Consider the following 13,969-nt stretch of genomic DNA (forward strand, 5'->3'; position numbering starts at 1 on the left):
CAACATCATCCCCTAGAACAGGCCACTCGTGAATGTGACGACCCGGCCCTATCGGTTTTCTCCAGGTCGAGACAGAAAGTCCGTATCCTTCGCATATGGACCAGGTGCCGCGGTCGGCGGCTCGCGGCTTTCTGTGGGCGGTGGCGCCCCTGGTCACCATTGGTTTCGCGACGCCGTTCACGTTCGGGTGGGCCGGTTTCCAGCGGCGAAGCTGGTGGCTGGTGCTCTCCTCGGTCCTGTACGCCGCCTCGATGGCCGCCTGGCTCCTCATCGGCAACGCTACGGGAACCCCGTCAGGGATCTGGGCCGGGGTCATGGTGCTCGGCCTCTTCGTGTCGTGGCTCGGCGGAACGCTCCACGCCTTCGCGGTCAGGAGGAGGGTGTTCGGCCCGGCCTGCCCGTTCGAGCGGGCGCGGCTGCTGCGCAAGGAGGCCCGCGCGCTGGCCACCCGGAACCCCGGCCGGGCGCGGCGGCTGGGGGTCGGCAGGCCCGACCTGGGGCGGCGGTTCGACGACGGCGGGCTGGTCGACATGAACCACGCGCCCGCGATCGTGCTCCGGACCGTTCCCGGGATGACGCCCGACCTGGTCGAACGGGTGCTGGAGGCGCGCAGCCGGACGGTCACCTTCACCTCGGCGGAGGACCTGTCCGACCTGCTCGACCTGCCGGTCACGAGCCGGGATGAGCTCTCCGAATACGGCGTCTATCTCCCGTAATAGCGGCGCTTGGCGTCGGAAGTACGTATTGTTCGCGCTGTGCATCCGTACTGGCAGCCGCCGCAGCAGCCCGCGTCGAACACGGCGGTGTCCTGGCTGTGGGCGATTGTTCCGCTCTTCACCTGCGGGTTCGGCACGCCGTTCGCCATCGGCTATGCGGCGGCGAAGAAGCGCAGCCCCTGGCTGATCGTCGCCACCGGGGTCTACGCCCTGAACTTCGTCGTCTTCATCATCGCCCTCGCCAGCTACGAGGACGTCAACACGTGGCCCGTGTGGCTCGACACGACGACGACGATCGGCCTGTGCCTGAACTGGTTCGGCGGGCTCGCGCACACCCTGATCATCCGGCGGGGGGTGTTCGAGCCGGGGTACGCCTGGCAGCCCGTCCAGCAGCAGCCCGTCCACCACCAGCAGCAGCAGCCGCAGTACCAGCCGCAGCGGCCGATGCCCATGCCGCCGCCGAGGGCCTACCCGCAGCAGCAGCCGCAGCCCCCGCGGCCGACCCACGTCCCGCAGCCGCACCTGAGCACCCCGCCGCCGCCCCGGCCGTTCACGCAGCCGACCCACCCCTCGACGATGGGGGTGCAGCCGCGCAGCCAGGGGCCGCAGTGGCTGGGGCCCTACCGGGTGATCGGGGACCTCGGGCAGGGCGGGCAGGGCGCCGTCTACCTGGGGGTCGACCAGCGCGGGCAGAAGGTCGCCATCAAGGTGCTGCACGCCCACATCGCCAAGGACCGGGACGCCCAGGCGCGGTTCCTGCGTGAGGTCGACGCGGCCCGCCGGGTGGCGCCGTTCTCCACGGCCCGGGTGCTCGACGTGAACATCACCGACGACCTGGCCTACGTCGTGTCCGAGTACGTCGACGGGGTGTCGCTGGAGCAGCTCGTCAAGGACAAGGGCCCCCGCACCGAAGACGGGCTGACCCGGCTCGCCCTCGCGACGGCCGGCGCGCTGGCCGCGATCCACAAGGCGGGGATCGTGCACCGCGACTTCAAGCCGAGCAACGTGCTGATCGGCTCCGACGGCCCGCGCGTGATCGACTTCGGCATCGCCAAGGCCCTCGACCAGGTCAACGCGACCGCGAGCCAGGTCATGGGGACCCCGGCCTACATGTCGCCGGAGCAGGTCGGCGGCCGGCCGGTCGGGCCGGAGACCGACATCTTCGCGTGGGCGGCCACGATGGTGTTCGCGGCGTCGGGCAAGAACGCGTTCGGGCAGGACACGATCCCGGCCATCCTCAACCGGATCATCAACCACCAGCCCGACCTGACCGAACTGCCGGTGTCGTTACGGGCCCTGGCGGCGTCGTGCCTGGACAAGGACCCGGCGAACCGGCCCACCGCCTCGGACATCATGCTGCGGATCGTGCACTAGAGGACCTTCACGACCCCGGTCAGCGCGAGCTGCACCAGCGCCAGCGGCACCAGGCCGACCCAGGCGAGCCGCTGGAGCTGGTCTTCCCGCATCCGGGGGAAGCTGACCCTGACCCAGATGACCACGAAGGCCAGGGCGAAGATCTTGATGAGGGTCCAGACCGGGCCGGGCAGCAGCGGGCCCTGCCAGCCGCCCAGGTAGAGGACCGTCGTGAGCGCCGACAGGACCACGATCCCGGCGTACTCGGTCAGCATGAACAGGGCGAACCGGATGCCGGTGTATTCGGTCATCGGGCCCATGATGATCTCCGACTCGGCGATCGGCATGTCGAACGGCGGACGGCGGAGCTCGGCCAGCCCGGCGACGAAGAACACCACCGCGCCGATCGCCTGCCAGGCCAGCCACCAGGGCTCCCAGGCCTCGACGATGCCCTGGAGCGAGAGGGTCCCGGCCGCCATGGCCACGCTGGAGGCGGCCAGAACCAGGGGCAGCTCGTACGACATCAGCTGCGCCGCCGAGCGCATCCCGCCCAGCACGGAGTACTTGTTGCCGGACGACCACCCGGCCATGATCGACCCGAGCACGCCGACGCCCATCACGGCCAGCACGAAGAAGATCCCGGCGTCGAGGTCGACCCCGAGCAGGCCGGGCCCCACCGGGATCACGACCATGACGACCAGGTAGGGCACCAGCGCGACCGCGGGGGCCAGCTTGAAGACGGCCCGGTCGGCCGCCGCCGGGATGACGTCCTCCTTCTGCATGAACTTGACGCCGTCGGCGATGAGCTGGGCCCAGCCGTGGAAGCCGCCGGCGTACATGGGGCCGAGGCGCGACTGCATGTGGGCCATGGCCTTGTGTTCCAGCTGGCCGACGATCAGCGGCAGCAGCAGGAACGCCCCGACGATCACGATCACCCTGATCGCGACTTCCAGCAGCTCAGGCATTGCGCCCCCAGTCGGTCGGCACGCCGGGCGGCAGCATCTTGCGGCGCGAGGGCGCGCTCGACTCGCCCGGCTCCTTCGCGCCGGGCCAGGTCTTGGCCACCCGGGCGGCCAGCACGAAGGACTTGCGCAGCGGGTGGCCCTCGAACCCGTCGGGGAGCAGCAGGGGCTTCAGGTCGGGGTGGCCGTCGAAGACCACGCCGAACATCTCGAAGGTCTCCCGCTCGTGCCAGTCGGCCCCCCGGAACACGCCCACCGCCGACGGCAGCACGGGGTCGGCCAGCGGCACGTGGGTGCGTACCAGCAGGCGGCGGTGGTTCTCCTGGTCGGCGAGGTGGGCGACGACGGCGAAGCCCTGGGGCGGGTCGTCGACGGCGGTGAGCCAGTCGAAGAAGGAGTAGCCCCGGTCGCGGCAGGAGGTGAGCACCTCGATCCAGTCGGCGGGGCCGACGTCGGCGGTCGTCTCGCCGAAGGACTCGGAGACCACGACCCGGGAGCCGAACTCGTCCAAGATCATGTCAGCGACTCCCCCGCGATCTTCTCCTGGAGCTTCATGATCCCGTGGAGCAGCGCCTCGGGGCGGGGCGGGCAGCCGGGCACGTAGACGTCGACCGGGATGATCTGGTCGACGCCCTTGGTGACGCAGTAGGAGTCCCAGTAGGGGCCGCCGGTGTTGGAGCAGGCCCCGAACGAGATGACGTACTTCGGGTCGGGCATCTGCTCGTAGAGGCGCAGGACGGCCGGGGCCATCTTGTCGGTGACCGTGCCCGAGACGATCATCAGGTCGGCCTGGCGGGGGCCGTTGGCGAACGGGATGACCCCGAACCGGATGAAGTCGTGGCGGCTCATAGAGGTGGCGATGAACTCGATCGCGCAGCAGGCCAGGCCGAAGTTGAAGACCCACAGCGAGTAGCGGCGACCCCAGTTCAGCACGAACTTCATCGGCTTGGGCGCCAGCCTCGCGGCGGGGCCGAACGTCGGAGTGGGCAGATCAACCATGGGTCACGTCCAAGTGAGCACGCGCTTGCGCCACGCGTAGACGATGCCGAGCGCGATGAACGCCAGGAACACGAACATCTCGACGAGAGTGGTCATGCCGTAGCCCGGGGCGGCGAACACGGTCGCCCAGGGGAACAGGAACACGGCGTCGACGGCGAAGACGACATAAAGATACGTGAAGACGTAGTACCTGACCTGCGACTGGGCCCAGCCGTCGCCGACGGGGTCGACGCCGCACTCGTAGGTGGTCAGCTTGGCCTCGGTGGGCCGGTCGGGGCGCAGCAGCCGGTTGATCAGCAGGGCGCCGGCGAAGATCGCCGCCCCGATGGCCAGCAGCACGGCGACCACCGCGTACGACCCGAAGTATCCGTCCACCCCTTGATAATCGCGCACCTGAACGCCGAACCAAAGAAGCTCACGGACACTGCCAAGTCACAGCAAACCACGCCCAAGCGCCAATAATCTGACATTTATGCCCGTTTTGCGATTCACCGGAGGAATCGCGATGCTCGCCGCCGCGTGTTGCGCGTGCGGCGTCGCCTTCAACTCCCCGGCAGACGAGGTGCCGCCGTCGTCCGAGCCGACGGTGCTGACCTTCGTCGACCCTGCCGTCGTCCCCGGCCTGCAGGTGCAGACCATCATCAAAAAGACGGGCAAGGCCAACTCTTACCTGACCTACCCTCAGATACCCGGCGCGACGCCGCTCAGCGAGCGGATGCGGGCCGAGCTCGTCGCCGAGGCCAAGGCCTTCAACGAGAAGAACGCCAAGGGCAAGGCCACCCTCCCCAAGTCCGAGATCAACGTCGACTGGCAGCTCACCGCCGTGTCGCCGAAGGTCACCGGCGTCCGCCTCCGCACGGGCCGCTTCGAGGGCGAGTCGTGGATCAACTCGACCCGGACCCTCTGGTACGACGGCGCCCGCGTCGTCACCTCCGACCTGCTGGTCAAGAACCTGAACGACCTCGCGCGGGTGGTCGGGACCCGGCTGGCCGACGACACCGACGTCCACCTCGGGGCGATCAAGCCCGACCGGGCGCTGTTCGACTCGCTCGACTTCAACTCGCGGGGCGACCTGGTGGTGGAGTTCGACGACTACGAGATCGGGCCGGGCGCGATGGGCCGGGTGGCCACGGCGATCCCCCGCCAGGAGGCCGCGCCGCTGCTGTCGGACTTCGGCAAGGCCGCCCAGCAGGCCGTCGAGTCGGCCCGGCCGACCACCCCGCCCGAGCTGCGGAACCCACCGGAGGCCACGGCGCCGGCGGTGCCGGGGAAGGTCGACTGCCGGGTCGCGCGCTGCGTCGCCCTGACGTTCGACGAGGGGCCGGGGCCGTACACGGACCGGATCCTGACCGCGCTCGGCACCACGCGCGCCACCTTCTTCCTCACCGGCACCAACGCGGCCGCCCGCCCCGACCTGCTGCGCCGGATGGCCCGCGACGGCCACCTGGTCGGCAACCACGGCTGGTCGCACCGCGACCTGACGACACTCCCGGACAACCGCATATACGAGCAGCTGGCCCGCACCCAGGACGTCATCGCCCAGTCGACCGGCAGCCTCCCGGCCCTGATGCGGCCCCCCTACGGCGCCTCCAACCCCGACGTCGCCAAGATCGCCGGCGAATTGAAGCTCAGCCTGGTCACCTGGGACGTCGACGCCGGCGACGACGGCGACGCCACAGCGCAGGAGATCTGCAGGCGGGTCACCTCGGCCGTGAAGCCCGGCTCGATCGTGCTCCTGCACGACCTGGGCCCCGCCACCCCCGAGGCCATCCCGCTGATCCTCAAGGCACTCGAGGACCGCGGATACTCTTTTGTCACCGTTCCCGAGTTGTACGGAACACGCCCGATGCAGCCAGGCCGAACCTACGAATCGGCCGTGGACGTCGCCGTCTCGCGCTATGGGCGGCCGCTACCGTGAATCCAGCGGGGACATATAGTTAGGCACCGTGACCCGAATCATCCTCTTCGCTCGCCGGCACGTCGACCTGTGCCGCATCGCGTCGGGACTGTGTCAAGCCCTGCCCGACTGACGCCCCATCCCCCCACACGAGCGACAAAGGTCACAACCCACGCGCATTCGTATAAGCGCGACAAAGGGATCTAGCATTGAATTCACACACGTGCCACGAGCAGACCGCGCCTTGGTCTGTCGAGGAGGACTGAGCGCTGTGACCAAGCAGGTGCAGCAACTCGACCGCGTGATCATCCGGTTCGCGGGTGACTCCGGCGACGGCATGCAGCTCACCGGCGATCGATTCACCGCGGAGACGGCGTCGTTCGGCAACGACCTGTCGACGCTGCCCAACTTCCCGGCCGAGATCCGCGCCCCGGCAGGCACCCTCCCCGGAGTGTCGAGCTTCCAGCTCCACTTCGCCGACCACGACATCCTCACCCCGGGTGACGCGCCCAACGTCCTCGTCGCGATGAACCCGGCCGCCCTCAAGGCGAACCTGTCCGACCTCCCGCGCGGCGCCGACATCATCGCCAACGCCGACGAGTTCACCAAGCGGAACCTGCAGAAGGTCGGCTACGACGTCAACCCGCTCGAAGACGAGAGCCTGGCCGAGTGGCGGCTTCACTCGGTGCCGCTGACCTCGCTGACGGTCAAGGCGCTCGAAGAGTTCGACATCTCGAAGAAGGACGCCGAGCGCGCGAAGAACATGTTCGCCCTCGGCCTGCTGTCGTGGCTCTACGGCCGCCCGGTCGAGGCGACGATCAAGTTCATCGAGACCAAGTTCGCCAAGAAGCCCGCGATCGCCAAGTCCAACGTGGCCGCCTTCAACGCCGGCTACAACTACGGCGAGACGACCGAGGCGTTCTCGGTCTCGTACGAGATCAAGCCCGCCCCCCTGAGCGCCGGCGTCTACCGGAACATCTCCGGCAACCAGGCGCTGGCCCTCGGGCTGGTCGCGGCGTCGGTCCAGTCGAAGCTGCCGCTGTTCCTGGGCTCCTACCCGATCACCCCGGCCTCCGACATCCTCCACGAGCTGTCGAAGCACAAGCGGTTCGGCATCCGCACCTTCCAGGCCGAAGACGAGATCGCCGGCGTCGGCGCGGCGCTGGGCGCGGCGTTCGGCGGCGCGCTCGGCGTGACCACCACATCGGGCCCGGGTGTGGCGCTGAAGGCCGAGACGGTGGGCCTCGCGGTCACCACCGAGCTGCCGCTGATCGTGGTCGACGTGCAGCGCGCCGGCCCCTCCACCGGCATGCCGACCAAGACCGAGCAGACCGACCTGCTGATGGCGCTGTTCGGCCGCAACGGCGAGTCGCCGGTGCCGGTGATCGCCCCGGCGACGCCGAGCGACTGCTTCGACGCCGCCGTCGAGGCCGCCCGGATCGCGATCAAATACCGCACCCCGGTGATGCTGCTCTCCGACGGCTACCTCGCCAACGGCTCCGAGCCGTGGAAGGTCCCGTCGCAGGCCGAGCTGCCCGACATCTCGGTGCCCTACACGACCGAGCCCAACGGCGACGACGGCACCACCTTCCTGCCGTTCAAGCGCGACGCCGAGACGCTGGCCCGTCCGTGGGCGATCCCCGGCACTCCGGGGCTCGAACACCGCATCGGCGGCATCGAGAAGGCCGACGGCACCGGCAACATCTCCTACGACCCGAGCAACCACGACCTGATGGTCCGGCTGCGCCAAGCCAAGATCGACGGCATCGACGTGCCCGATCTCGAGGTCGACGACCCCGACGGCGACGCCCGGGTGCTCGTGCTCGGCTGGGGTTCGACCTACGGCCCGATCGCCGCGGCGGCCCGCCGGGTGCGCCGGGGCGGCGGCAAGGTCGCGCAGGCCCACCTGCGTCACCTCAACCCGTTCCCGAAGAACATCGGCGAGGTCCTGAAGTCCTACGACAAGGTCCTGCTGCCCGAGATCAACCTGGGCCAGCTCGCGCTGCTGCTGCGGGCCAAGTTCCTGGTCGACATCATCAGCTACAACCGCGTGCGCGGACTTCCGTTCAAGGCCGAGGAACTGGCCGGAGTGATCCAGGAAGTGATCGACAGTGAGTGAATCCCTGAACGGCAAGGGCCTGGCCCTGGTGCCGAAGGCCGAGGGCAAGCAGACCCTGAAGGACTTCAAGTCCGACCAGGAGGTGCGCTGGTGCCCCGGGTGCGGTGACTACGCGATCCTGGCGGCCGTGCAGTCGTTCATGCCCGAGCTGGGGATCAAGCGCGAGAACACCGTGTTCGTGTCGGGCATCGGCTGCTCCTCGCGGTTCCCCTACTACATGAACACCTACGGGTTCCACTCGATCCACGGCCGCGCCCCGGCCATCGCGACCGGTCTGGCGGCCTCCCGCCCCGACCTGTCGGTGTGGGTGATCACCGGTGACGGCGACGCCCTGTCGATCGGCGGCAACCACCTGATCCACGCGCTGCGCCGCAACGTCAACCTGAACATCCTGCTGTTCAACAACCGGATCTACGGTCTGACCAAGGGCCAGTACTCGCCCACCTCCGAAGTCGGCAAGATCACCAAGTCGACCCCGATGGGCTCGCTCGACAAGCCGTTCAACCCGATCTCGCTGGCCGTCGGCGCCGAGGCCGGGTTCGTCGCCCGGACCATCGACTCCGACCGCAAGCACCTGCACAGCGTGCTCCGCGAGGCCGCCGCCCACCGGGGCACCTCGCTGGTGGAGATCTACCAGAACTGCAACATCTTCAACGACAACGCGTTCGAAGACCTGAAAGACCCCGAGAAGCGCGACGTGATCACGCTGCGCCTGGAGCACGGGCAGCCGATCGCCAACGCGACCCAGGCGGTCAGGCTCGCCCCGACGGGTGGTCTCGAGGTCGTGGCGCGCGACTCGATCTCCCCGGAGGAGATCCTCGTCCACGACGTGCACAACCCCGACCCGTCGCTCGCGTTCGCGCTGAGCCGGCTCGACGAGCCGGCCTTCCAGCACGTGCCGATCGGCATCTTCCGGTCGGTCGACCGGCCCTCCTACGACCACCTGATGAGCGAGCAGCTCGAGATGGCCGTGGCCCAGCGGGGCCCCGGCGACCTCGACGAACTCCTCCAGGGCGGCGACACCTGGAAGATCAACTAAGCGTTCTGTAGAAGGCCGTACAGGTCGCGAAATCGGGAAGCAGGCCCTCGTCGAGGGCCTGCTTCATCGTCGGCGCCCGTACGTCCTTCTCAGAGAGCAGCGGCTGCTCGAAGGGCCACTCGATGCCGAGCACCGGGTCGAGCGGGTTGATCCCCCGCTCCCGGGCCGGGGCGTAGGGCTCGGAGCACAGGTAGAAGACCGTCGCGTGGTCGGTCAGCGCGGCGAAGCCGTGGCCGAGGCCCTCGGAGATGTAGACGCTCTGGAAGCTCTCCGCGTCGAGAACGACCTTCTCGTGCCGCCCGAACGTGGGTGAGCCCACGCGCAGATCGACGATCACGTCCAGGATCCGGCCCGACAGGCAGGTCACGTATTTGGCCTGGCTCGGCGGCACGTCGGCGTAGTGGATGCCCCTGATCACCCCTCGCGCCGAGATCGAGGTGTTGGCCTGGGACAGGCGCAGGCCGTGGCCGGTGGCCTCGGCGAACTCGGCGCCCCGGAACGACTCCATGAACGTGCCCCGGTCGTCGCGGAACAGCCTCGGGGTGTAGAGGTAGGCGCCCTTGATCGGCAGTTCTTCCATGCGGACTCCTTACATGACAGATGCCCCGCCGGTCTGCACCGGCGGGGCATCAGCGCATTGTCAGGCGACGGTCACGGGATGGACCACGACAGAGGTCCGTCCGTCGGTGCCCGTCACGGTCAGGGTGATGTTGTAGGTGCCCGGAGCGGCGAACGTGTGGGACGCCGTCTGGCCGGTGCTGGGCGCACCGCCGTCGCCGTAGCTCCACGTGTAGCTCGCGATCGCCGTCGACCCGGCCGTCGACGCCGAGGCGTCGACGTCGCAGGTCAGGCCGGCGCAGGTCGGGGTGAACGCGGCCGTCGGGGCGGCGGCCAGGTTGCTCGCGGCGAGGTCGTCGACCGTCAGGGTGATCGGGGCGTTCGTCGCGGTGCCCGACAGGTAGGCGCCGATGCCCACGCCGCCCGCGACCTGCATGTTCGCGGTGGCGTCGGTGGTGGTCGCCTGCCAGGCGGCCGGCTCGGTCGCGGCGGCGTTCCAGACCTTGCCGGAGATCGTCGTCGGGTTCGTGCCGGTGACCAGCACCCGCATGTTGAGCACCAGGCCCGGCGTGTAGGTCAGGCCGGGGATGGTGGTCTCGGTGGTGATCAGGGTGTCGCTGCTGGCCCCGGTGGTGCGGATCAGCGCCAGGCCGACGCCCGACGGGAGCAGCCGGGCCCGGACCTTGTACTCGCCGACGCCCGCGACGCGGCGGCCGGTGGCGAACAGGTAGGTGCCGTTGCCGGTGCCCACCTTGTCGGACGCGATCGAGAACGACAGGTCGGAGGTGGTGCTGGACACCCCGTCGAGGTAGGCGCGCGGGTTGGCCGTCGTCGCCGGGAGGGCGAGCTTGGCCGCGTTGCCGTCGACGGAGAAGTTGCCGGCGCCGCCGACGAGCGTCCAGGGGCCGCCGGTCTGGGCGGTGCCCAGCGAGCCGTTGAGGGTCCGGCCGAACGTGTCGTTCGCGATGATCGACGGGGGGTTCGGGGCCGGGCGGGGCACGACCACGTCGCCGCTGGTGGCGGTGGCGTCGTCGTTGTCGGTGACCGTCAGGGTGACCGGGTAGTCACCGGCGGCCGGGTAGGTGTGGCTCGGCGTGGCGCCGGTGCCGGTCTGGCCGTCGCCGAAGTCCCAGGCGTACCCGTCGACCGAGCCGTCGGCGTCGGCGGACGCCGAGGCGTCGAACGAGCACTCCAGGTCGGTGCAGGTCGAGGTGAACGACGCCGTCGGCGGCTGGTTGGCCGGGCCGGTGCCGCTGCCCTCCTGGTAGTGCTGGGCGACCTCGGCCGGGGTCAGCACCTTGGCGTAGATCGCGCCCTCGTCGAGGAACCCGTTGAAGTTGTCGGAGCTCGGGCGGTTGGGCCAGGAGTTCAGGGTGTCGCTGCCGAAGCGCCAGTAGCCCGAGTAGCTCTCGGCGCCGGTCTGCGCGTGGGTGCCCACGAGCGCGCCGTCGACGTAGAGCTTCATGCCGTCGGCGCCCTGCGTCGCCACGAGGTGGTGCCACTGGTTGTTGTTGTAGGCGGCCGTCGTGGTGATCAGGTTGAAGGCGCCGGTGTACGTGCCGAAGACCAGGCGGCCGTCGTTGCGCATGTAGACGTGGCGGTCGTAGTTGGAGCTGGTGCCGCTCGCGGCGTTGCCGAAGCCGACGATCTTGCCGCCCTGGTTCGACGAGGTGCGGAACCAGGTCTCGGCCGAGTAGGTCGTCGGGTTGCTCGTCGCGTTGCCCGAGACGGCCCGGCCGCCGCTCTGCACCCGGACCGCGTTGTTGGCCAGGCCGACGATCGCGCCGGACTGGTTGTAGGTCACGCCGGTGTTGCTGAACGTGCCGTTGACGCCGCTGGTGCTGGCGTCGATCGCCGCCGGGCCGTTGGCCTCGTTGAACCGGAAGTAGGTCACCGGCTCGTCGTCGTAGACCACGCGGCCGTAGTCGTCGGCCGGACGCGGCGGGATCGGGCTGGTGCGGCCCGAGGCGACGAAGTGGGCGTCGACCTTGGCCGGCGACAGGGCCGCCGGGTAGATCGCGACGTCGTCGATCTGGCCGTTCAGGTAGAGGCTGGTCGGGCGGTTCGGCCACCCGTTGAGGTTGTCGCCGCCGATCCGCCAGTAGCCGTTGTATCCCTGGGCCGTGGTGACCGAGGGGTCCTGGCCGACGCGGCGGCCGTCGACGTACAGGGCGATGCCGCCGCTGCCCTGGGTGGCCACGATGTGGTGCCACTGGCCGTCGTTGAAGCCGGGGGCGCTGTTCACCGTGCGGACGGCGTTGGGGTAGACGCCGAAGTAGATGCGGCCGGCGTTGTCCATGTAGACGTGGCGGTCGTAGCTGCCCGACTCGCCGGTCGGCGCGTTGCCGTAGCCGACGATCTTGCCGCCCTGGTTCGACGTGGTCTTGACCCAGGCCTCGATCGAGAAGGCCGGGGTGGTGGGGACCGTGCTGTTGGTCTTCACCAGGCCGGTGCCGGTGCCGTTGAAGGCCGCCGCGGCGTCGGCGTCGCCGTTGATCGCGCCGGGGCTGGCCTGGGAGGTGCCCGCGTCACGGGTGGCGTCGGTGAAGGCGGCGTAGTCGAAGGCGGTCGTGCCGGAGGCCTCGCCGAGACGCCAGTAGGCGGCGGCTCCGTCGTCGATGACGGCTTCGGCGTAGTCGCTGAGCGCCCCCGCCGAGGAGATCGTCACCGGGTCGGAGGTGCCGCTGCCGACGGCGTTGCCCTGCGGGTCGACGGCGCGGACCCGGTAGGTGTGGACGGACCCGGGCGCGAGGCCCTCGTCGATGAAGCCGGCCGACGGGAGGGTCCAGAAGTTGGAGTCGACCTCGACCTCGCCGACGGGAGTGGTGCCGCCGTCGCGGAGGATCTGGTACTTCAGCTTCGCGTGGTCGCGGTCCCAGGTGGTCTTCCAGCTGAGCCGGGCGGTGCCCGCGTTGAGCGAGACCGCGGTCGGGGTCAGGTCGGCCGTCGGGATCGGCCCGGCGGTCTTCGGCGCGTTCGCCTTGACCGCGAACCGGGTGAGGCCCTGCTGCGCGCTGCCGTTGACGGTGGTGAACTCGCCGCCCATGACCAGGTAGTTGCCGTTGCCCGACAGGGCCCAGCCGCCCTGGTTCATGCCGGTGTAAGAACCGGCGTTGACCTGCGGGAACCAGTGGAGCAGGGTCGGCGTGGGCTGACCGCTGTACTGGCTGTTGTTCGACGGCGGCATCGGGTCGGTGCCGGTCGGGACGAGCGTGGTGGCCAGGGCGCGCTGCCAGCGGGTCGGCGAGACCTCGGGGAAGCCGCGCAGCGACTCGCAGTCGTGGGCGTGGCCGACGCTGTAGAGCACCTGGTTGATCGGGAAGACGCTGTAGCTGGCGCCGTAGCAGTTGTCGAGCCAGATCAGGTCGCCCGTGTTGGGCTCGACCGCGAACCGGCCGTCGAACCAGTGCCAGCCCTCGCCGTCGGCGGCGGCGTAGATGTTGGTGCCGTCGGTGGTGAGGTCGTAGGTCATCGAGTAGTCGTTGCCGATCCGGGCCGGGATCGGGTTGCTGCTCCACGGGAGCGAGTCTCCCGTGGCCGGGTCGAGGGCGCCGATGCCGACCCGGGTGGCGTTGTTGAGCTGCTGGAACTTGCCGCCCACGATGACCCGGCTCTGGTCGGGCGACATGATCAGGGCGAAGACCTCGTCGTCGGTGTCGGGGGCCCACGGCTGGTTGGCGCCGTTGCTCCGGTTGACCGCGGCCAGGCGGTTGCGGCTCTGGCCGTTGACGTTGAAGAAGTTGCCGCCGATGTAGACGGTCGAGTTGGAGACCGTGATCGCGCGGACCACGTTGCCGACCGAGGGCGCCCACGATTCGAGGTTGCCCGTGGCGACGTCGAAGGCTGCGACCCGGTTGCGGGTCTGGCCGTTGACCTGGGTGAAGTCGCCGCCGATGTAGATCTTCGTCTGGTCGGGCGAGACGGCGATGGTGCGGGCCTGCGCGTTGAGCGTGGGCGCGAAGGAGGTGACGTTACCCGTGGTGATGTTGAAGGCCAGGATGTTCGACCGCACCACCTCGGCCGCGTTCCCCGGGGCGGTGCCCGGCGGGCGGGCGCGGGTGAAGCTGCCGACCGCGTAGACGGTGTTGCCGACGGTGGCCATCTTCCAGACCACGCCGTTGATCTGCCATGTGGGCAGGGCGTCGGCCGTGACGGTCTCGGGGACTCCCGGCGGCGGGTCGATGTCGGCCCGGGCGGGAAGGGGGATCGCCGCGAGCGACGCCCCCAGTAATGACGCGGCCAGGAAGGCGGCCACTCGCGATGATCGAATTACCACGGTTACCTACATCTCAGGAGATCGTTCTCACATCGATGCCAGAGTAATGG

Annotated in this window: 12 protein-coding genes; 6 read left to right on the forward strand and 6 right to left on the reverse strand. The window is 69.5% G+C overall.

Annotated elements, in window-relative coordinates; all coding sequences use genetic code 11:
• The first annotated feature begins 95 nt into the window (after positions 1-95).
• Entirely contained in the window at positions 96-716 is a 621-nt protein-coding gene (locus FDA94_RS20245) for a ComEA family DNA-binding protein (protein ID WP_137248643.1), read from the forward strand.
• A gap of 39 nt (positions 717-755) precedes the next feature.
• Positions 756-2,090, forward strand: a complete 1,335-nt coding sequence (locus tag FDA94_RS20250) for a serine/threonine-protein kinase (protein ID WP_137248644.1) — start codon at positions 756-758, stop codon at positions 2,088-2,090.
• On the opposite strand, the gene nuoH is transcribed toward FDA94_RS20250, so the two are convergent.
• The 4 genes from nuoH to FDA94_RS20270 are packed head-to-tail and all read right to left on the reverse strand — an operon-like array spanning position 2,087 to position 4,405.
• Complete coding sequence (gene nuoH, locus FDA94_RS20255; protein WP_137248645.1) at positions 2,087-3,034, reverse strand: NADH-quinone oxidoreductase subunit NuoH; 948 nt, start codon at positions 3,032-3,034, stop codon at positions 2,087-2,089. The two genes, FDA94_RS20250 and nuoH, sit on opposite strands and share 4 nt — an antisense overlap.
• A complete protein-coding gene (locus tag FDA94_RS20260; protein WP_137248646.1) occupies positions 3,027-3,548 on the reverse strand; it encodes an NADH-quinone oxidoreductase subunit C in 522 nt (173 codons plus the stop codon). The genes nuoH and FDA94_RS20260 overlap by 8 nt, the downstream gene beginning before the upstream one ends.
• Positions 3,545-4,030 (reverse strand): NADH-quinone oxidoreductase subunit B, encoded by a 486-nt coding sequence (locus tag FDA94_RS20265; protein WP_137248647.1) that lies wholly within the window; start codon positions 4,028-4,030, stop codon positions 3,545-3,547. Before FDA94_RS20265 ends, FDA94_RS20260 begins: the two co-directional genes overlap by 4 nt.
• A gap of 3 nt (positions 4,031-4,033) precedes the next feature.
• The gene (locus tag FDA94_RS20270) at positions 4,034-4,405 is read right to left on the reverse strand and encodes an NADH-quinone oxidoreductase subunit A (protein WP_137248648.1); all 372 of its coding nucleotides are present in this window, start codon (positions 4,403-4,405) and stop codon (positions 4,034-4,036) included.
• Positions 4,406-4,502: 97 nt separating this feature from the next.
• Between FDA94_RS20270 and FDA94_RS20275 the strand changes: the two genes are divergently transcribed.
• The 4 genes from FDA94_RS20275 to FDA94_RS20285 all read left to right on the forward strand — a co-directional run bounded on the left by FDA94_RS20275 (position 4,503) and on the right by FDA94_RS20285 (position 9,085).
• Entirely contained in the window at positions 4,503-5,948 is a 1,446-nt protein-coding gene (locus tag FDA94_RS20275) for a polysaccharide deacetylase family protein (RefSeq protein ID WP_137248649.1), read from the forward strand.
• 28 nt (positions 5,949-5,976) lie between these two features.
• Positions 5,977-6,060 (forward strand): putative leader peptide, encoded by an 84-nt coding sequence (locus FDA94_RS41585; protein WP_353051406.1) that lies wholly within the window; start codon positions 5,977-5,979, stop codon positions 6,058-6,060.
• 138 nt (positions 6,061-6,198) lie between these two features.
• Positions 6,199-8,046 (forward strand): 2-oxoacid:acceptor oxidoreductase subunit alpha, encoded by a 1,848-nt coding sequence (locus FDA94_RS20280; RefSeq protein ID WP_137248650.1) that lies wholly within the window; start codon positions 6,199-6,201, stop codon positions 8,044-8,046.
• Positions 8,039-9,085, forward strand: coding sequence for a 2-oxoacid:ferredoxin oxidoreductase subunit beta (locus tag FDA94_RS20285; protein ID WP_062353843.1), 1,047 nt, complete (start codon positions 8,039-8,041; stop codon positions 9,083-9,085). Before FDA94_RS20280 ends, FDA94_RS20285 begins: the two co-directional genes overlap by 8 nt.
• Here FDA94_RS20285 and rfbC read toward each other — a convergent pair.
• Together rfbC and FDA94_RS40585 are read right to left on the reverse strand one after the other, a co-directional pair.
• Complete coding sequence (gene rfbC / locus FDA94_RS20290; RefSeq protein ID WP_137248651.1) at positions 9,078-9,665, reverse strand: dTDP-4-dehydrorhamnose 3,5-epimerase; 588 nt, start codon at positions 9,663-9,665, stop codon at positions 9,078-9,080. The genes FDA94_RS20285 and rfbC overlap by 8 nt on opposite strands.
• A 60-nt stretch (positions 9,666-9,725) precedes the next feature.
• Positions 9,726-13,898 carry a LamG-like jellyroll fold domain-containing protein gene (locus FDA94_RS40585; protein ID WP_246060052.1) on the reverse strand — a complete coding sequence of 1,391 codons (4,173 nt, stop codon included), beginning with the start codon at positions 13,896-13,898 and terminating at the stop codon, positions 9,726-9,728.
• Positions 13,899-13,969 lie beyond the last annotated feature (71 nt).

The organism is Herbidospora galbida, assembly GCF_005233835.1.
GTDB lineage: Bacteria > Actinomycetota > Actinomycetes > Streptosporangiales > Streptosporangiaceae > Herbidospora > Herbidospora galbida.

Excerpts from the sequence above, each read along its gene's own strand:
- FDA94_RS20245 (WP_137248643.1), top strand. The coding sequence starts at position 96 with ATGGACCAGGTGCCGCGGTCGGCGGCTCGCGGCTTTCTGTGGGCGGTG.
- nuoH (WP_137248645.1), bottom strand. The coding sequence starts at position 3,034 with ATGCCTGAGCTGCTGGAAGTCGCGATCAGGGTGATCGTGATCGTCGGG.
- FDA94_RS20260 (WP_137248646.1), bottom strand. The coding sequence starts at position 3,548 with ATGATCTTGGACGAGTTCGGCTCCCGGGTCGTGGTCTCCGAGTCCTTC.
- FDA94_RS20265 (WP_137248647.1), bottom strand. The coding sequence starts at position 4,030 with ATGGTTGATCTGCCCACTCCGACGTTCGGCCCCGCCGCGAGGCTGGCG.
- FDA94_RS20275 (WP_137248649.1), top strand. The coding sequence starts at position 4,503 with ATGCCCGTTTTGCGATTCACCGGAGGAATCGCGATGCTCGCCGCCGCG.
- rfbC (WP_137248651.1), bottom strand. The coding sequence starts at position 9,665 with ATGGAAGAACTGCCGATCAAGGGCGCCTACCTCTACACCCCGAGGCTG.